Here is a 20,046-nt window from a genome sequence, read left to right on the forward strand (position 1 = left end):
GATAATGGCTGTAGGATTTTTCAGTTGTGATGAGAAATTTGATGAAATCAACACCAATCTGGTAGATCCAACTTCTTTAAACCCTGTATTTCTATTGAATCAGGGGATACTTGACATGCGCTATAGAGATGGGGTGAGTTCTTTGCAGGACCTATCCTACAATTTTGGAATTGTACAACAAATCATTACACCTTTTGGAAGCTCTCTTGCCGGCGCTAATTACAACCAGTTAAACCTGGATCGAGCAGCGCACATCTGGCAAAACACCTACAGAAACGTATTGAAAAATACGGTGGATGCCGTAGAGAAAAGCAAGGAAAATCCGGACGAGTCCAACCTCTACCATTCTGCCAGGATATGGAAAGCCTATGCTTATATGGTGTTGACCGATACCTATGGAGACATTCCATATTTTGAAGGGGCAAAAGGGTTTATTGAGCAAATAGTTACTCCAAAATACGATAGCCAAGAAACTATCTATATGGACATTTTAAATGAATTGGAAGAAGCTACAGCCGGATTAAACCCCAACAACCCGACTTCTTCCAGTGAAATCCTCTATGGAGGGGATCCCTTGAAATGGAAAAAATTTGGTTACTCGCTGATGTTACGTGCAGCCATGCGCTTGACTAAAGTTGATCCTTCTACTGCACAAACCTATGTTTCCAAGGCCGTGGCCGGAGGTTTGATTGCCTCCAATAAGGAAAACGCGACCCTTAGAAACACATCAGTATTCAATAACTATATAGGGGTTCATTTAGGCGCAAGGGAAAAAGCAAACTATTACCTCACAGAACCCTTCGTTGAACATTTAAAAAACAATGAAGACCCCAGACTGGAATCCATTGCCATCAGACATGTGGGCGCCACCAATGGCCCCAGCCAAACCATTGACCGGATAACCCGAGACCCCGACTTACAGATCGGCATGCCCATGGGACATGATGACGTTTCTATCAATAGTGTACTTGCAGAAAATGGAGTGGTGAGCCTGTGGGACTTCTCTCAGGCAAATATTTATACTGTTTTGAAAGTGGACTCTCCACAGTTTTTTCTCACCTATGCCCAAACACAATTACTATTGGCAGAGGCTGCCATTAGGGGTGGGTACAAGGGGATGCTGCATCCTATTATGAAGCAGGAATCAGGGCCAATATGGAACAAATGGCCATCTACGATGCAGCTGCTTCAATTCCGGAATCCGCCATCAGCAGCTATATTTCCAACCACCCTTTGGTGACCGAAATGGCCCTGGAGCAAATTAACACTGAGTATTGGATAGCTTCTTTTCTCGATGGCTCTGAATTATTCGCTAATTTCAGACGGAGTGGCTACCCTACTTTAGAACCTAACCCTTATGCAGGCTCTGAAATTACTGGAGATTTTATCCGAAGCATGCCCTACCCTGATTCAGAAACTGTCGTTAACCGATCTAATTTACAGGAAGCCATCAGCAGGCAAGGCCCTAATAATTTAGACAGAAGAGTTTGGTGGGATCAACCTTAATCATAGCGGCGTACTTGCCAATAAAAGGCAGGTGCGCCTAACTTATTTTGGTGAAAACTAAATTTATTCCACAGAAGGCTTTTAATAGTTTAAATTGTACACTAAATTCTAGCTTTCATTTTTTGCTTTAAATCTCATCAATAAAAGAAGATTACATAGGTATTCAACTCAACCGCAAAACGCATAAATTAGACATGATTTACTTTTCTAATTTCGACTTACCTAAGCAATCCCCTGATGAAACAATTGCAATAAACCAAGACATAAAAACTCAAACAATAACCCAATAATCGATGAAAAAACTAAAAAAAGGTGACTCAACAACCTGTCGGAGGAAAAGTGAGCAGAAGAAATGCCATACAGTCTGTATTAGGGCTGGCCGGAACTGGCCTTCTTCTCCCACTTTCTTCTTATGCAGAAAAACCAAGTCCAACCCACTTTAAGGAAGGAGAAGTAAGAATCACCAAACTGGAAACATTTTTAGTAAAACCTCGCTGGATATTTCTGAAAATCCACACCGATGCCGGTGTAGTAGGATTAGGAGAGCCACTACTGGAAGGCCGTGCCCTCACCATCCAAACAGCCATAAAGGAGCTGGAACCATACTTGATCGGTAAAGACCCGAGACGTGTGGTGCATCATTGGCAGGCGATTTACCGCCATGCTTTTTATAGAGGAGGTCCAATTTTAACCTCAGCACTGAGTGGCATAGATCACGCATTATGGGACATCAAAGGTAAACTCCTAGGAGTACCGGTTTATGAACTTTTTGGGGGACCTACCCGAGACAGGGTCAGGATTTACGGTAGGGCATCTAATGCTGAAGATATGAAAAAACGAAAGCAGGAAGGCTACACCGTCATCAAGACAGGGGTTGCTAAAAAGCAGCCAGCAAGGATAGTTGAGAACCCGGCATTTATACAATATGCAGCTGATAATTTCGCGTCACTCAGGGAAGCTGGTGGACCTGAAATGGACATTGGAATAGATTTTCACGGAGCTATTTCCCCACAAACTGCCAAGGTACTTATCAAAGAACTTGAACAATACCAACCCATGTTCGTAGAAGAGCCCTGCCAAGCACAAAATGTGGATGTGATGGCAGAAATTGCTAGAGGAACACATCTTCCAATCGCCACGGGAGAAAGGATATTCACCAAGTGGGGTTTCCGGGAAATTTTAGAAAAAGGAGCGGCAGCCATTGTTCAGCCGGATCTCTGCCACGCAGGAGGACTTACCGAAGGCAGGTTAATTGCAGGTATGGCAGAGGCTTATTATGCCGCCATTGCTCCCCACAATCCAATGGGCCCAATTTCCTTAGCTTGCGGATTGCATTTAGCAGCTAGTGTACCCAATTTCCTTGTACAGGAGCAGGTAACTTTGGGTGAGGGATATTTAAAAAACCCATTTAAACTTGAATCAGATGGAACCGTCCTTATTCCAAAAGGCCCCGGCTTAGGCATTGAACTAGACGAAGACGCTTTGGCAGATAAAATAGGTCACGATTGGACCAACCCACAATCTTACGATCCTAGGGACCGATCAGTAGTGGATTGGTAATCAATCATTACTCAAAAAAATTAAACAAACTCAAATCAGACCATCAGTATATAATGGAAGAACAGAAAAATAACACCAGAAGGAATTTACTTAAAGGATTGGGAATTGGAACCATGGCGGGAATGCTTGGCATGTACCCAAATGCCAAAGCTGCCACTGAAAAAGAAAAACCATCCTACCTCAATGGTTTACCTCCACTTAAAATCACAAATGTAAAAGCCATTGGCCTTGCGCCCAGCGGTTCTAATTTAATTGTTATAAAAGTAGAAACCTCTGAGCCGGGTCTTTACGGTTTGGGTTGTGCCACATTTACACAAAGGGCATTTGCAGTGATCACTGCCATTGAGAAATACCTCAAAGAGTTTTGTGTAGGCAAGGATGTTGACAATATTGAAGACATGTGGCAAGCTGCCTTCGTAAGTTCTTACTGGCGCAATGGGCCGGTACTCAATAATGCCATCAGTGGGCTTGACCAGGCCTTATGGGACATAAAGGGCAAACGTGCCAATATGCCTGTTTACCAATTGCTGGGAGGCAAATGTAGATTTGCCATTCCATGTTATACGCATGCCAGCGGGAACACCCCCGAAGAAGCGGCCAATCAGGTTTCTTCCTACATGGAAGAAGGGTACCGCTATGTAAGAATTCAGCAGGGAGGCTATGGCGGTGCAGGCATATCCGGAGAACCCGACTTCAAAAAGCAAGGCTTTGCAAGGGATACCGATCAATACATGGACCAAGGAAAATACAGAAAAGACGTTCCAAAGCTGTTTGAAACTGTGAGAAGACAATGTGGAGAGGAGGTAGAATTACTACATGACATTCATGAACGGTTAGACCCCATAGATGCTATTAATGTAGTCAAGAGCGTAGAACCCTATCATCCGTTTTTTATCGAGGACCCCTTCTCCCCAGAACAAATGGAATGGTTTAAACAATTGAGAAATGCTACTACTGTTCCTTTGGCAATGGGCGAACTTTTCAACAATATCAACGAGTTTAAGGAGCCCATGACCAACCGCTTATTTGACTATATACGAATTCATATTTCACAGATAGGGGGTATTTCTCCGGCGATGAAAGTGGCCAGGCTGGGTGAGTTTTATGGTATCAAAACAGCTTGGCATGGACCTGGGGATGTATCACCGGTAGGTCATGCAGCCAATGCCCATATTGATTTGGCAATTTGGAACTTTGGAATTCAGGAAGCAGCCAGAATTTCAGATTTATCCAGAGAGATATTCCCGGGTTCACCTACGATGAAAGATGGCTATATGTGGGTAAACGAAGTGCCAGGCTTAGGCGTGGACATCAATGAAAAACTTGCCGCCAAATACCCGATGCATACCAATTCAAGGTGGACAGTCAGAAAATTTGATGGAACGATTATTAGGCCTTAAAGAAAGAAGATAGAGTGATCAGTGATCTGGTGAGCGGGAGATCAGTGATGGAATGATAGAGTTAGAACTAAATCATCACATCACTAGATCACCAAATCACTAGATCACCACATCACCACATCACCACATCACTAGATCACCACATCACATCACTTCACCACAAAATTAAGATGGTCATGAAACAGGATGAATTCAATGAATTATTCCGGAACCGCACAAAAATCTTGGCATTACAGATAATAAGCTTATTAAGTGAACTTAAGTACAATGATGCATTAGGGACAATAAGAAAGCAATTGATCAGGTCAATCACCTCTACAGCTGCCAATTTTAGAGCTGTCTGCAGAGCGCGATCCGAAAGAGAACGCTTTGCCAAACTCTGCATAGTAGTTGAAGAAGCCGATGAAACTATATTCTGGATAGAGATGATTACAGAAGCAGGATTTATTTCTAAAGAAGAGATGGCAGATTGCTATAAAGAAGCCACAGAAATCCTCAAAGTAATGGCATCATACAGAAAAAGGTTAATGACAAGATGATAAAGGGCTTAGAAAAGGGTCTGTATCCCGACGATGGAGTGATCAGAGAACGGGAAGATCTGTGATCTGGCAAACTGGTAGGCAAAAAAATCTTTATCAGCGAAAATTAAAGCTCCACCCCATCAACAAAAAACATCACAACCCCATCTCACCTAAAATACTTCTTATTTACCGATACCTCTTCCAGCAACGGATCGTTTATTTCTTTCATTTTATCCAATATTTTTTGATGTAAATCAGCAACTATCTCCCTCACCTCTTCCCTATTATCATGAATAAGATTGATATTTTCTTCCGGATCAATCGCAATATGATACAATTCATCTCTGCTAGGATCCATAAAATCTCTTACCAACTTCCAGTCCGGAGTTCTGTAACTTCTTAAAAAGAAGTAGCATAGTTTACCATACTGTATTCTGCATAAAAATCATTGTCCCAATCAGAAACCTCTTCTCCTTTAATCAAAGACACAAGACTTCGCCCCCTAAGTATTTGCTTGGAAGAAGACGGAAGCTCCACACCGGCCATCTCAAGTAATGTAGGGTAAATATCCAAAACAGAGACAGTCTGATTAACCTTTCTCCCGGCTTGGGCAACTCCTTTCCAATAAACAATTGCCGGAATTTTTAAGGAATTATCAAAAAGATTAGGTCTATATCCGGCATTGATATTTTCAGTTTCTTTGGGAATTGTTTTGGTAATCCATTTACCATTGCCTTTATGCTTAATGCCATTGTGCCCCATATTATAACCATGGTCAGACATAAAGATAACAATGGTATTGTCCATAACCCCTTTTTCCTCTAGCGCTCCCAACACCCTTCCTACATTCCTGTCCATTCCGGCGGTGCTGGCAAGGTACTCTTTCATCTGTTTTTTGGCTTTTTCAATATCTAAGTCCGGATAGTTTGGATTTGGAAGAATTGGATCCATACCTTCAAATGGCTCCCAGTCCTCTTCTGCAACAGGTAACCATTGACTATGAGGTGCCCTTGTGTTAAAACACAATAGAAAAGGAGCTTCTGTTTGATTTTTTATAAAAGAAATGGCATGGTCAGCCAAAATATCAGTGGTTAGCCCTTGAACAGTCTGCAAATTGCCTTCAATCTCAAGCTCGGGATTTACAGGGCTGGCACCACCACCGGCTAGCCCCATAAAAAAATCAAAACCATGATTTTTTGGGTGATATTTTCTCCCTTCTTCCGAAGCCCAATCTCCAAGATGCCATTTCCCAACCAAACCGGTATGATACCCGGCATTTTGTAACATTTCAGCAAAAGTAATGCTACCGGGATCCAATCCGGCATTTACATTGGGATCATATTTTAGCTTGCTATGATTAGGACTAACAATAAAGTCCAAAATATTGTATTCACTTGCATAGCGACCTGTCATAATGCTTGTCCGCGAAGGACTACAAACCGGCGTGGTCGTAAATGCATTTTGAAAAGTCACTCCTTTTGCTGCCAATTTATCAATATTGGGAGTATAAGCATTAGGATCTCCTGAGGCCCCAAAAGCCCAAGGGGCTTGGTCATCCGTTAGTATGAACAAAATATTTGGCCGCTCATCTTTGTTTTGGAAGGGATAAACCTCCTGAACAATCATTAATAAATAAAACGCAGCTCCGACAAACTTGATAATTTTGGAATTCATTGTTAATTAATAATTTTAATCCTCACCCACCCACCAAAAAGGATTAGTGCCTTTTAATTTTCTAAAAAAGGCTCATTTTAGTAAATGAATAGAGAAATCCCTCAAGAGCATCTACTTGAGAAAAACCTTTCTTTGCCATCTTGGCATTTTCTCCTTCAATTTATAGCTTTGCAGCATGCAGACCAAGCCTTTTAAATACTTATTTAGGATTCAATACTTAGGCCTTCGTTATCATGGGTGGCAGGTACAGAAAGGGGTTAAGACCATTCAGGGTACTTTAGAGAAAACATTCCGCTATGTACTGCAACATGAAAACTTTAAAATTCTGGGATCAAGCCGTACAGACACGGGAGTTTCTTGTTTAAATGGAGCTTTTGAATTGTTTTTGCCTTATATCATTGATCCAAATAGCTTGATAGGCCCATTAAACGATTTTCTACCGGCAGACATCAGGATTTTAGAAGGTTTTCAAAGCAGCTATGACTTCAATGTAATTCAAGATGTGGCCAACAAAAGTTATGGGTATCATTTTTCTTTTGGCCCTAAGCCACACCCCATGTATGCCGGTTCTGTAGCTTATGCCGGCCAATCTTTGGATTTGGGATTAATGAATGAGGGGGCAGCACTATTTAAAGGGAAGCATGACTTCAGGAGGTTTTGCAGTCAAGGGAAAAATACACATGATTTTATACGAGAGATTACCTATGCTCAAATTGATGAACCTTCGGAGCATTTTACTTTCCTGCCCGAAAAAAACGTAAAGGTTTTTAGGGTCAAGGGCAGTGGATTTTTAATGCATCAAGTAAGAAGGATGGCCGCTTGTCTTATATCTTTAGGAAAAGGTGAACTAAAACTGGGTGAGATTGAGGAAGCACTTACCAGTTCTGAAAAAACGCCTTTAAGTTCCAAAGCGCCTGCGAACGGCCTAATTTTAGAAAAAGTATCATTTGTAGGAGACAAATTTGAATAATAAGCAAAGGAAGGCTAAGATGAAAAATCCATCAAAAGCCGGCCTTAAATTGTATCTCTTGTTACTAAAAAATAATAAGTCAAGACGATTAATTCCAGTAAATTTCACGGATTTCTTACAAAGGTTTTTTTGTTTTTAGTATTTCAGATTACCTTCGTAACTTCATCGTAAAGAAGAAATACAGATATGAGAACATGGTTTTTGTGTAAGGTAAAGTATGCCAAAGAAAATGAAGAGGGACTTCTCAAAAATGTCTCAGAACAATATTTGGTGGATGCGGTTTCATTTACAGAAGCTGAAGCCAGAATTTATGACATGCTTGGCAGTGTCATCAGAGGGGATTTTCAGGTAACAAGTATCAGCAAAAGTAATATTGTTGATGTATTTTTCTTTGATGATGTGGATGTATGGCACAAATGTAAGATTACTTATATTGTGGCTGATGCTGACAGTGGCAAAGAGAAAAAAGTAACCCAATACATGTTGGTCACTGCACATAATGTCAAGGAAGCATATGATCGGATTTACGAAAGTTTGAACAATATGCTTGTAAGTTTCAATGTCCCGGATATTTCAGAAAGTCCAATTGTAGAAATATTCCCGTACGAAAAAGACGACGAAGAACTAAATCCTGCAATCCCTGATAATTTAAAACCACTTTCTGAAGTGGAAGAGAGCAGTGCGAATGTAGAAGATAGCCAATCTTAACAAAAATCTTTAAATAATACTTAGTGCATTCTTGATAAAAAATCTAGTATGCCTTTCAAAAAAACACGATCCGAGGTTGCCTAAGGCTTACCTCGGATTTTTTACCTCCCGGCAATACCTTAATTACCTATATGGTTAATTTCCACCCCTATTTTAATGTATAGCAGAGATTGGCTTGTAAAGATTAAATTTACTGTGGATTCTTAATTTCAATACTATTCAAACAGCGGAGCGCTCCACAATAAAATATTTCTAAGAACTTCTTGATCTGTATCAAGTTATTTATCGTAAATGATAAACAACTTCGAAAGCACAAATCAAAATGTTTTAACCTCATACGAACTACATTTTGCTTTATATATTTAGAACTTATTACTAACTTGTCAGGAGCATATTGAAAATTAAGAAATTATGAAAAGTTTTGCATCATTTTTAATTTGCATCTTTTTATTGTCAATGAACCCAATTTTAGCCCAAGATAGCCGAACAGATAGAATAGGTATTGGCGTTGGACCATCTTTTATGTATGGAGACAATACAGGTGTTCACAGTAAGTTTAAATTTAAGGTATTACCTGCCCTATCACTGGATTATCATAAAAAAATCAATCCTTTCTTTGATGTAAAAGGTACCCTTGGTTGGCAATTGGTAAGCAGTGGAGATCATTATACTCAAGAATTGAAAGAATCCATTTCAAATGCTAACCAGCCTTATGGTTTTTCAGGAAGTGTGCTGTTTGGGGACATAATGCCTATATATCATTTCAACCCAAACTTAAGCGGTTATATCCCTTCCCTAATAAAGGTTTACAGTGGCCTAGGCTTGGGGTACTTCTACTCAAGTCGGACTGATGAAAAATTCATTTTGGATGAATCAATGAATCGTATCGAAAGCTATAAAGCCTCTGATTCAGGAATTTACATCCCATTTAGGGTTGGAGCTTTTAAAGACCTAAAATCTGATGCTGATATTGGTTTAGAAGCCACCTTCATTTACAGCCTTTTTAGTGAACTTGACGGAAATGATCTTCAACAAAAACGAATCAGCGCAGATATGCTGATGCAATTCCAGTTTTTTTACAGAGTTCATATTGGACAAAGGTATCGATGAAGCTTTTTCCGACAGCTAGGCACATAATAACCCCTTCAAAATATTCCAATGCTACAATTTAAAGGAGCCCTACTTAAGTCACGTATTCAAAAAATAAATTTTTAACACCTCCTAGTCTCAAAGAATTTTTTGCTGATCTCGGATAAATAAAACGATACTGAATTTTATAACCGGAAGAATATCAGTCAGTTTTGAGATTACAACGAAGTATCTGTTGGGTAAAATTTAAAACAGCAATGAAGTGGCTAGTTATTGATTAATTTCCGTGCGAAATAGCTTGTTGATTGTATGATTCAGGATAAATCGGCTTTGTTACCCAGGACTTATTTAACTTAAAATCAAATAAATTTTTTAAAAAGACTATATCTTTCTAGATTTAAAAAATCTTCACATCCCGATAACCTATGAAAATTAATAGTTATGTTTTGTTTCTCTCTCTAGTCGCAGCCTTGGGAGGGTTTTTATTTGGTTTTGATACTGCTGTAATTTCCGGTGCAGAAAGACAGATTCAAGAGTTATGGTCTTTGAGTGATTGGAGCCATGGATTGGCCATAGCTATTGCACTTTATGGAACTGTTATAGGCGCTTTGTTTGGAGGAATTCCTGCCGACAAATATGGAAGGAAAACATCCCTCATCTGGATTGGAATACTCTTTTTTGTTTCTGCATTAGGCTCAGCCATAGCTCCGGAAATATACTCTTTTATGTTCTTCAGATTTATTGGAGGTTTAGGAGTGGGAGCCTCTTCTGTAGTGGCTCCAATGTACATCAGTGAAATATCTCCCGCTAAAAACAGGGGACAATTGGTGGCTTTGTACCAATTTAATCTTGTCTTTGGGATTTTGATGGCCTATTTATCTAATTACCTTATCGATTTAAATATTCAGACCAATAGCTGGAGGTGGATGTTGGGTATGGAAGCTATACCTGCATTGATTTATACGCTATTGGTATTTAGAGTACCTTTAAGCCCTCGGTGGTTAATTGCTAAAAAAGATGATTTCGAAAATGCCGAAAGAATTTTAACGCGAACGGATCCTGAAGGTGTTGAAGAGGCTGTGCGCCTCGCAATAGAAGAGAAAAACTTAACAAAGCCCAAGTTGGGTTTATGGCCTTGTTCAATAGGAAATATATCAAAATTACTTTACTGGCAATTCTCATTGCCTTATTTAACCAATTGTCAGGCATCAATGCCATCATCTACTTTGCCCCAAGGATCTTTGACATGGCAGGAATCAGCGCCGAGAGCGCGTTGTTGTCCACCGTTGGTATTGGTGTTACCAATATTATCGCAACCATGTTAGGCCTTTTCTTAATTGACAGAATAGGAAGAAAAAAATTAATGTACATAGGGTCTTTCGGTTATATTATATCCTTACTCCTAATTGCCTATTCATTCTCAGGTGCTCAAATTAACAATACTTTCTTACCTATTTTTGTATTCATGTTTATCGCCTCCCATGCCGTAGGTCAAGGGGCTGTTATTTGGGTTTTTATTTCTGAAATATTTCCAAATGAACTAAGGGCCCACGGCCAATCAATGGGCTGTTTTACTCATTGGATACTTGCAGCTATTATAGCCAATGTTTTCCCACTTATGGCTAATCAATTTGGCCCTGTAGTGATTTTCGGCTTCTTTGCTTTAATGATGGTACTTCAATTAATCTGGGTATTTACAAAGATGCCGGAAACAAAAGGCCGCTCATTGGAAGAGATTCAACAAGAATTTATAAAAGATCATGGTTAAAAAGATAATCTGCTTTGGCGAAATGCTGTGGGATGTCTTTCCTAAGGAAAGCATTGCAGGAGGAGCACCGATGAATGTGGCCTTACACTTACATCACCTTGGATTGGATGTGAAAATGATTTCCAAAATAGGAGATGATAAACCGGGACGAAAATTATTAACCTTTACAGAAAAATATGGCTTGTCGCAGGATCTTATTCAAGTGGATAAGGAATTCCCTACTGGAAGCGTTCTTGTCAATGATGGAGACAAGGAGAATATTAAGTATGAAATTGTAAAACCTGTAGCTTGGGATCATATTCAATGGAATCAGCAAATAGATAGAGAGTGTAGAATTGCTGATGCGCTTATTTTTGGTTCACTTGCTGCTAGAGAAGTAGAAAGTCGGGAAACGCTTTTCAAAATGCTGGATACCCCTGCATTGAAAATTTTAGACATCAACCTGCGTCCCCCTTTTATACGGCTGACTTGCTAGACAAACTATTAACCAAAGCAGACATCCTTAAAATAAACGAGGATGAACTTACTCTTTTGGCGAATTTTTATGACTTACCCAATCAGATGGATGCCGCATTGGAAAAACTAAGTGAGTTGTTTTCCTTTGAGTTGGTTTGCATTACCCTGGGAAGCAAAGGTGCAGCTATCTATCAGGACGGAGAAATTATCAATCATCCCGGATATCCTGTAGAGGTAAAAGATACTGTTGGTTCAGGGGATGCTTTTCTAGCGGGCTTTATTTATAAATACCTAGGCAAAGAGTCGCTCGAAAAAACCTTGGATTTTGCATGTGCTTTGGGAGCCTTAGTGGCCACCTTCAATGGGGGAACACCACAGTATCAAGCAGAAGACATTCGCACAATCATGGAAATATAAAAAAGACAGCATCCTATAAATAAATTTACAGGATGTTGTCTCCTTTAGCCCTTACCAAAACCTATCTGAGTAGGACCGAAATTTTGATAATACAAAAATTTCAAGTTGTTTGGAGATTTTAACATAACATGGCTATAATGAACATTATTGCCGAAAGGCAAGGTTAAATATAGCAACGTATGGGCTAATTTTGAATTGATTTCAACTCGCAAAAGAAAACTTATTGCACATTTCGGGTTTTATTAGATCCTTTACCCGGGCCGAGTTTTATCCTAGAAGCTAATTCCTGCGGACAATTTAAACCCTCTGTTATATACTGAGGCATCCGAATCTTTGAAAACAGGGTTGATACCAAAATCATAACTGGCTTGTAGGTTAAAACCTTTTGGCAAATTATACCCTACACCTACAACTACTGCAGCGTCAAAATCATTAATACTGTCTGTATCCCAGCCGTAGGTATTTCCCAAAGCATCTGCCTCAAAACTTGAACCTACCAATACTGAGGCCTGGGGTCCAAAAAACAAGTTTACTCCATCAGTAGCATAAATCCTAAACAATACTGGTAACTCTACATAATCTAAAACAGCCCTTGAATTGACCATGTCATCATTTTGAGTACCTTTTACCGAATAATACAATCCCGGTTCAATTGAAAATCTTTCTGATACAAAGCCATTTCCATAAATACCGGCATGAAAACCTACACGATTATTGTAATCATTGCTATTTACATCCGATCCTCCCCATGTGAAAAAATTTGCTCCACCTCTAACACCAAGCCCAGATTTACTCTGCGCTTGAACTGCCACAGTTCCTATTAACAAAAGCGATAATAATAATCCTAGTTTCTTCATAGCTATATAATAATTGGTTTAGGATAAGTATTAAACCAATTCTATGCCAAATCTTAATGTGGAGTTTGATCAATTTAATTCGAAGGAGGTAGGTAGCTCCAAAATGTACACACTATACTTTTTAAAGAAGAAGTACATACAAGAAAAAAACAACCATTAAGTATCGAAACTCTCAGCATTTCTTGTGTGAATCCGAAAACAGTAAGAAACCAATTGATTATAAATGATTTAAAGAATAGCTATAAAAAATCCTACTATCCATCAAGTGTAGGTATAAAAAAGTTTCTTAGCTATTGAGTTCTTTGGCATTTGAGAACAAATCAATAACTAAGAAACTGTATCAATTAAACTACTCTTTTTTCGATATAACTGGAGTTTAGGATGGCCAGTGCCCCCATGTATTTAAGTTGAAATTTTATCAGGTCGCCTACTTTATATTTCTTAGGGTTCTCTCCAAGATTTATTATAATCATATCTGAACTAGCACCTAAAATTTCAAAGGCCCCATCGTCTGGTAATAAGTATTTAGGATCTACATCCAAAAGTCCCAGATCTAATATTGCCCGATAGGAAGATTTCCCATATAGGGATTCATCAATTTCCAATATCTCGCCTTGAGGGTTAGAAGCCAAAGTACCGGTAGGAAGCAAAGGTTTCTCCTGCATTTCTATGATTTCGGCAAACAATTCGAATACATTGTCATGCATCCCTTCAATCGTTTTTTCCTCCACCAGATCCACTCCAAAATAAAGGGTCTCTCCAATTCTAAAATGGTTAACTCCTTTAGGTAATTGTTTGCGTAACATAAGAGGAATGGTGACGGAAGTACCTGCGGACACCCAAGGTATCTTTTTATTGAATTTTAATTCAATAATTTGCTTGTAAAGCGAAAGTTGTATCAACTTATCTGCAGATGGAAGAACCCCATTTAAGCAGTTCAAATTGGTTCCCAGCCCGATGATCTCAAGGTTTGGAAGGTCAAAAACTTTGGCATAAAAATCAAGAAGATGGTCTCCCATTACCCCTTCCCTAAGGTCGCCTGTTTCTACCATTATGATTATTTTGTGGCTTTTATTCTGCTTGACAGCTTCCTCACTTATCCATCGAATGGTATTTAACTCGCTATTTAGGCTAACATCTGCATACCTCACCACATCTCCAAGATTTCTTTTTGAAGGAGGTTTGATATATACCGTTTGAACATCAGGGTTTAGTTCTTTTACTTTTGCGAGGTTACTAATTCGTGAATCATGGATTTCCCTAGCTCCCATGTCTATGAGCTCTTGCAGATACATACGGTTTCCACAAAGGATTTTGGACACCACCCCCATGAAACCTCGTAAGTATTAAATTCTTTTTTAGAAATTCAAAGTTTGATTTGAGCTTATCTCTGTATAGATTTAAATATGCCATATTATTTTTTCAACCTCATTTCTAGGTATTTGTTAGTAAAGCCTAATTTTTCATAAAGAATTTTTGCCGGATTATCCGGTTCAACATGAAGGGCTATATCACCATGAGCCATATCAATGGCTGTTTTCATAAGCTTTTTACCTACTCCTTTACCTCTTTGTGAGGCATCCACTGCTATATAAACAAGGATATTTTCAGGAATATAACCTGACATGCCGGTCTTATTAACGATCACTGCGCCAACTATTTCACCTTCTTCACGCGCCAATACTGAAAAACCACCTTTGTCTCCCGCTTGATCTAGTGCGTAATCCAGACATTTCATAATATCTTCTTTTGGATCACCGTATTGCTCTAGGTGCTCAAATAAAAAGTCGGCAATTTCATTCTTTTGTAAGTAAGTGGCATTATCAATAGCCGATAGTGTTTCTAAGGTAAGCATTTATGGTTTGAATTTTAATTAAATTTAATCTATTCATTTATCAATCCTAAAAACAAGCAAAAACACTGCTAAAGATGCAAAAACGCCAAAAAAGTTAGGATCAAGACCAAATGGCAGGGGAAATTTCATCAAAGACAATGCTGCGGTAGTTACTCCTCCTATAATCATCGATGCCAAAGCTGCTTTTGGAGATCTCATGTTCCAAAATAAGCCAGCAATAATTGGTACAAAAAGACCCGACACCATAAAAGCATAGGAATAAAGCATCAGTTCTAATACATTGGTCATTTGAAGGGCTATTACAAGAGCGACGATGCCTATTAGCAAGGTAAACAGCTGACTGATCCGCATCACGAATTTATCATCCTTGGTTTTGAGTATTTTCCCAAATAAATCTGTGGTTAGGTTTCCGGAGGCAGCCATAAGACAAGAATCGGCAGTAGATAACACCGCAGAAAAATAGGCAGACATCATCAAGCCCATTATCCCGGGAGGTAAAACAGTGCTTAATAAAATTGGCAATCCCATTTCCGGATCAAGGGTATCCAAACTTTCCACAATAAGCCCTTGTTCAAAGGCCACTTTTGCCAATAAACCCAAAGAAACACCCATAAATGCCATGATAGGCCATTCAAACAACCCGGCTATAAACCAGGCTTTTTTGGCTGACTTCACATCTGCGCTTGCAAATATCCTTTGGTACAAGGTCATCCCCACAAACCAAATAGGCAAAATGGTAATGCCCCAATTGGCAAAGTCTTGCCAGCTTAAGTTGGTAAGTGAAAAATATTCATCCGGCAATGTACTTCTGATAGCTTCCCAGCCACCCACATGAAAATAAGATATTGGCAGTCCTATAAAAATAAAGCCTGCCATCAGGACAATCCACTGAATAGTATCTGTATAAATCACAGCTTTTAACCCTCCTAGTACTGTATACACCACTGCAATGATACCCATGATAAGAAGTGCCATATTTAAATCGAGGGCAGGAAAGGTGCCTGAGGCTAATTTTGCCCCGGCTAGCAATTGGGAGGAGGTAAACCCCAAGTACCCCACAAAGGAAATAACAGCAGCGGCAATCCCCACCTTCTTATCAAATAAATGTTGGAAAATTTGAGGTAAAGTATAAAAATTCTCAAAGGCAGGGTTGGATCGTACCTTTGGTATTAACAAGACTGCAGCCATCCAGGCACCTAAAAGCCCTGTAAAAAGCATCCAGCTACCGGACAAGCCCATTATAAAGCCTAGCCCACCCAAACCCACTGAAAAGCCTCCCCCAACATCAGTGGCCACAACAGAGAGTCCTATGTGCCAACTTCCTATATTCCGCCCACCCACATAGTAGTCATCCTGGCCGGTATTCTTTCTCATAAAGTAAAAGCCTACTCCAAGCATTAAAATCATGTAGACGATAAAAATAGATAAATCTATAAGTGACATTTATATTTGGTTATTTGATTGATAGCCTTCCATAGATAAAATAATTACTTAGAATTCCTAATGTCTTCGTCTTGAATTACCAAGCCGTCATTAATTATTACAATGGATAGGCAAAAAAAGACCGGAAGTCCGGTCTTTCATCTATGAGTTTAGAAAATTTTAGCTTTCATCGGTACTAAGAGAGGCAGCAAAATATTCCCGATTCAGTCTAGCAATATTACTTAAGTCAATTTCTTTAGGACATTCGGCCGAACAAGCGCCTGTATTGGTACATGCTCCAAACCCCTCTTGGTCCATCTGGGCAACCATTTTTTCAGCACGCTCCCTTTTTTCAACTTTCCCTTGAGGCAATAGTGCCAGTTGAGAAACTTTGGCAGAGACAAACAACATGGCAGAAGCATTTTTACAAGCTGCCACACAAGCTCCACAACCAATACAAGTGGCCGAATCAAAAGCTTCGTCAGCAATGATTTTTGGAATAGGAATTTCATTGGCATCAGGAACACCGCCGGTATTAACCGAAACGTACCCTCCTGACTGTATGATCCTATCAAAGGAACCTCTGTCAACAACCAAATCCTTAATAATAGGAAAAGCATTGGCTCTCCATGGTTCTATGGTGATGGTATCTCCATCTTTGAAAGAACGCATGTGCAATTGACATGTAGTAGTCTGGGTTGGCCCATGTGGTTGTCCGTTGATATACAATGAACACATTCCACAAATACCTTCCCTACAGTCATGGTCAAAATGAACAGGGTCTTCACCCTTTTCTGAAAGGTCTTCATTCAAAACGTCTAACATTTCCAAGAAAGACATATCTGCAGAAATTCCACTTAATTTATATTCTTTAAAACCCCTTTATCAGACGGGTTTTGTTGCCTCCACACTTTTAATGTAAGATTCATATTATGATGAATTTTATAGGTTCAATCAATTATTTGTAGCTTCTCTGTGTAAGCTTAACGTTTTCAAAAACAAGATCCTCTTTATTCAAGATTTCTTCTTTCTCTTCACCTGCGTACTCCCAAGCAGCTACATAGGCAAATTTCTCATCATCTCTCAAAGCTTCTCCTTCAGGAGTTTGATACTCTTCTCTGAAATGACCACCACAAGACTCTTCTCGATGCAAGGCATCCACTACCATTAGCTCTCCTAATTCTAAGAAATCAGCCACTCTATGTGCTTTTTCTAGAGAAAGGTTAAGCTCCTCACCGGTACCAAGAACTTTCACATCAGACCAAAACTCTTTTTTCAGTTCTTTGATCATTTCTTTTGCTTTGGTAAGGCCTGCCGCATTCCTAGCCATTCCACAATAGTTCCACATGATCTTACCTAATTTTTTGTGGAAATGATCTACAGTTTTACTACCGTTGATGCTTAACAATTTTTGAATCTTGGCTTTTACTTCATCCTCACATTTTTTGAACTCAGGATGATCTACAGACACTTTTTCATTTGGATGGTTTGCCAAGTAATCACCAATGGTATAAGGGATAACAAAGTAACCATCTGCTAATCCTTGCATAAGAGCAGATGCTCCAAGGCGGTTGGCCCCATGATCAGAGAAATTAGCCTCTCCCAGAGCATACAAACCGGACACATTGGTCATTAAATTATAATCTACCCAAAGACCTCCCATAGTATAATGGACTGCCGGATAAATCTTCATTGGCGTTTGGTATGGATTTTCCCCGGTGATTTTCTCGTACATGTCAAACAAGTTGCCATATTTTCCTCTCACCGCATCTTCTCCATCTCTTAAAATAGCATCTCTGAAATCTAGGAATACTGCTTCTCCGGTTTCGTTAACTCCTCGGCCGTCATCACAAACATATTTTGCATTTCTTGATGCTACATCCCTTGGCACTAGGTTACCAAACGATGGATATTTTGTTTCCAAGTAATAGTCTCGGTCTTCATCTTTGATGTCCTTCGGAGCTATTTCTTTTTTCCTTAATTTTTCAGCCATCTCCACCGTCTTGGGTACCCATACACGTCCATCATTCCTTAATGATTCAGACATGAGGGTCAACTTAGACTGATGGTCACCTGAAACAGGTATACATGTAGGGTGAATTTGAGTGTAACAAGGGTTGCTGAAGTAAGCTCCTTTTTTATGTGCCCTCCAAGCTGCTGTCACATTGGACCCCATGGCGTTGGTAGACAGGAAAAACACATTGCCATAGCCACCAGTACAAAGCAACACAGCATCTCCACTATGAGACTCAATGGCACCTGTAATGAGGTTTCTTGTAACTATACCTTTGGCTTTACCATCGATAGTCACCACATCCATCATCTCTGTTCTTGGATATAGCTTTACCTTACCGTTGGCTACCTGACGGCTCAAGGCAGAATAAGCACCCAACAACAATTGCTGTCCTGTTTGGCCTCTGGCATAAAAGGTCCTGGACACCTGAGCACCACCAAAAGATCTATTGGCCAATAAGCCACCGTATTCTCTTGCAAATGGCACCCCTTGTGCTACACACTGGTCAATGATATTTACAGATACCTGAGCTAGACGATACACATTGGCTTCTCTAGAACGGTAATCCCCACCTTTGATGGTGTCATAAAATAATCGGAAGACTGAATCACCGTCATTTTGATAATTCTTAGCAGCATTTATCCCTCCCTGGGCAGCAATGGAATGTGCTCTTCTAGGACTGTCTTGAAAGCAAAAAGCCTGTACATTGTATCCCAATTCGGCAAGAGAAGCCGCCGCTGAGGCCCCGGCCAAACCGGTACCTACCACTATAATATTGTATTTTCTTTTATTGGCCGGATTAACCAACTTAACGTTAAACTTATGATTGGTCCATTTATCAGCCAAAGGACCATTGGGTATTTTTGAATCAAGTTTCATCAATATTCAAATTTAATTTCCCTTTAATTTCTTAATTGTAGTCTCCTTAGCTTCCCTGAATAAACATCACAATGGGAATCAACGCAAACAAGGCAGGAACTATTATGGCAAATGCCAATCCCAGCTTCTTGATAAAAGGGGTGTATTTTGTATGATTAATTCCTAAAGTTTGAAAAGCACTTGCAAAACCATGCGATAAGTGAAATGCCAAAACACCCATACTTACCACGTAAAAAATCACATAAAGTATATTTTGGTAGGCAGCTGATACAATGGCAAAGCTATCTTTATAACTCACACCATCATAAGTAACCATCGGCACCTCACCAAACTTCAATTCATACCAAAAACCTCTCAGGTGAACCAAAAGGAAAATGAAAATCAAAGTTCCCAGAATCCCCATACTTCTGGAGCTCCAAGTGCTATTCTCTGAAGCTTTTGAAACGGCATAGCCTATAGGCCTGGATTTCTTATTGTGTCGCGTAAGAATAACCGCATACACCGCATGGAGAAGAATAAAACCAAAGTTTAAAATTGAAACAACTCTGATTAAAGGATTCGTTGCCATTGTTTCTGCATAGATGTTAAATGACTTCCCCTCATCCGGGAAAATCAATTGTAGGTTACCGGCAAGGTGAACCACAAGAAACAAAATAAGAAATAATCCCGTTAGGGCCATCAATAATTTTTTGCCCAGCGTACTATTTAAGGTTTTAGATACCCAACTCATATAATTTTTCGTTATTACGGTTTGATCTTAGTAATGAGGCCAAATTTACATTTGTAATCAATAGCAAACAATCAATCATCTGTCAATCATCTTATTTTAAATAGTTCTAAATAAACACGCGTTAATAAAAATTTACGTTAATAATAACCGTTATTAATACGGTTTTGTTTGGTTTCTTCTGCCCTTTAAATATGAAAGTCCTAATGATCAGGCCCCTCTG

At 39.5% G+C, this 20,046-nt stretch carries 13 protein-coding genes and 5 pseudogenes; 9 read left to right on the forward strand and 9 right to left on the reverse strand.

Going from position 1 to position 20,046, the window contains the following annotated elements:
• The first annotated feature begins 115 nt into the window (after nucleotides 1–115).
• The 4 genes and pseudogenes from WG932_RS15480 to WG932_RS15495 all read left to right on the forward strand — a co-directional run bounded on the left by WG932_RS15480 (nucleotide 116) and on the right by WG932_RS15495 (nucleotide 5,005).
• Nucleotides 116–1,506 (forward strand): annotated as a pseudogene (locus tag WG932_RS15480) (SusD/RagB family nutrient-binding outer membrane lipoprotein).
• Nucleotides 1,507–1,818: 312 nt separating this feature from the next.
• Complete coding sequence (dgoD, locus tag WG932_RS15485) at nucleotides 1,819–3,066, forward strand: galactonate dehydratase (protein WP_483084636.1); 1,248 nt, start codon at nucleotides 1,819–1,821, stop codon at nucleotides 3,064–3,066.
• 53 nt (nucleotides 3,067–3,119) lie between these two features.
• Nucleotides 3,120–4,466 carry an enolase C-terminal domain-like protein gene (locus WG932_RS15490; RefSeq protein WP_483084637.1) on the forward strand — a complete coding sequence of 449 codons (1,347 nt, stop codon included), beginning with the start codon at nucleotides 3,120–3,122 and terminating at the stop codon, nucleotides 4,464–4,466.
• 176 nt (nucleotides 4,467–4,642) lie between these two features.
• A complete protein-coding gene (locus WG932_RS15495; RefSeq protein WP_014018960.1) occupies nucleotides 4,643–5,005 on the forward strand; it encodes a four helix bundle protein in 363 nt (120 codons plus the stop codon).
• 148 nt (nucleotides 5,006–5,153) lie between these two features.
• On the opposite strand, the gene WG932_RS15500 is transcribed toward WG932_RS15495, so the two are convergent.
• Both WG932_RS15500 and WG932_RS15505 read right to left on the reverse strand, forming a co-directional pair.
• Complete coding sequence (locus WG932_RS15500) at nucleotides 5,154–5,345, reverse strand: hypothetical protein (protein WP_483084638.1); 192 nt, start codon at nucleotides 5,343–5,345, stop codon at nucleotides 5,154–5,156.
• Nucleotides 5,346–5,386: 41 nt separating this feature from the next.
• The gene (locus WG932_RS15505; protein ID WP_483084639.1) at nucleotides 5,387–6,661 is read right to left on the reverse strand and encodes a sulfatase-like hydrolase/transferase; all 1,275 of its coding nucleotides are present in this window, start codon (nucleotides 6,659–6,661) and stop codon (nucleotides 5,387–5,389) included.
• 175 nt (nucleotides 6,662–6,836) lie between these two features.
• Between WG932_RS15505 and truA the strand changes: the two genes are divergently transcribed.
• The 5 genes and pseudogenes from truA to WG932_RS15530 all read left to right on the forward strand — a co-directional run bounded on the left by truA (nucleotide 6,837) and on the right by WG932_RS15530 (nucleotide 12,069).
• Nucleotides 6,837–7,631: a tRNA pseudouridine(38-40) synthase TruA gene (gene truA / locus WG932_RS15510; protein WP_483084640.1), complete on the forward strand. Its 795-nt coding sequence runs from the start codon at nucleotides 6,837–6,839 to the stop codon at nucleotides 7,629–7,631.
• Between the two features lie 186 nt (nucleotides 7,632–7,817).
• Nucleotides 7,818–8,339 (forward strand): DUF4494 domain-containing protein, encoded by a 522-nt coding sequence (locus tag WG932_RS15515; RefSeq protein WP_014018963.1) that lies wholly within the window; start codon nucleotides 7,818–7,820, stop codon nucleotides 8,337–8,339.
• A gap of 411 nt (nucleotides 8,340–8,750) precedes the next feature.
• A complete protein-coding gene (locus WG932_RS15520; RefSeq protein ID WP_483084641.1) occupies nucleotides 8,751–9,449 on the forward strand; it encodes a hypothetical protein in 699 nt (232 codons plus the stop codon).
• Nucleotides 9,450–9,853: 404 nt separating this feature from the next.
• A pseudogene (locus WG932_RS15525) lies at nucleotides 9,854–11,196 on the forward strand (sugar porter family MFS transporter).
• 70 nt (nucleotides 11,197–11,266) lie between these two features.
• A pseudogene (locus WG932_RS15530) lies at nucleotides 11,267–12,069 on the forward strand (carbohydrate kinase family protein).
• Between the two features lie 272 nt (nucleotides 12,070–12,341).
• On the opposite strand, the gene WG932_RS15535 reads toward WG932_RS15530, so the two are convergent.
• From WG932_RS15535 to WG932_RS15565, 7 genes and pseudogenes are all read right to left on the reverse strand, one after another.
• On the reverse strand, nucleotides 12,342–12,926 hold the full coding sequence (locus WG932_RS15535; RefSeq protein ID WP_014018967.1) for a porin family protein: 585 nt from the start codon (nucleotides 12,924–12,926) through the stop codon (nucleotides 12,342–12,344).
• 344 nt (nucleotides 12,927–13,270) lie between these two features.
• Nucleotides 13,271–14,339: pseudogene (locus tag WG932_RS15540) on the reverse strand (alanine racemase).
• A gap of 1 nt (nucleotide 14,340) precedes the next feature.
• Nucleotides 14,341–14,781, reverse strand: coding sequence for a GNAT family N-acetyltransferase (locus WG932_RS15545; protein ID WP_014018970.1), 441 nt, complete (start codon nucleotides 14,779–14,781; stop codon nucleotides 14,341–14,343).
• 33 nt (nucleotides 14,782–14,814) lie between these two features.
• Complete coding sequence (locus tag WG932_RS15550) at nucleotides 14,815–16,224, reverse strand: sodium:solute symporter family protein (protein WP_483084642.1); 1,410 nt, start codon at nucleotides 16,222–16,224, stop codon at nucleotides 14,815–14,817.
• Nucleotides 16,225–16,383: 159 nt separating this feature from the next.
• Nucleotides 16,384–17,132: pseudogene (locus tag WG932_RS15555) on the reverse strand (succinate dehydrogenase/fumarate reductase iron-sulfur subunit).
• 29 nt (nucleotides 17,133–17,161) lie between these two features.
• Complete coding sequence (locus tag WG932_RS15560) at nucleotides 17,162–19,096, reverse strand: fumarate reductase/succinate dehydrogenase flavoprotein subunit (protein WP_014018973.1); 1,935 nt, start codon at nucleotides 19,094–19,096, stop codon at nucleotides 17,162–17,164.
• Nucleotides 19,097–19,142: 46 nt separating this feature from the next.
• Nucleotides 19,143–19,826, reverse strand: coding sequence for a succinate dehydrogenase cytochrome b subunit (locus WG932_RS15565; protein WP_149394953.1), 684 nt, complete (start codon nucleotides 19,824–19,826; stop codon nucleotides 19,143–19,145).
• Nucleotides 19,827–20,046: the final 220 nt, after the last annotated feature.

This window comes from Cyclobacterium sp. SOCE241, from assembly GCF_056867545.1.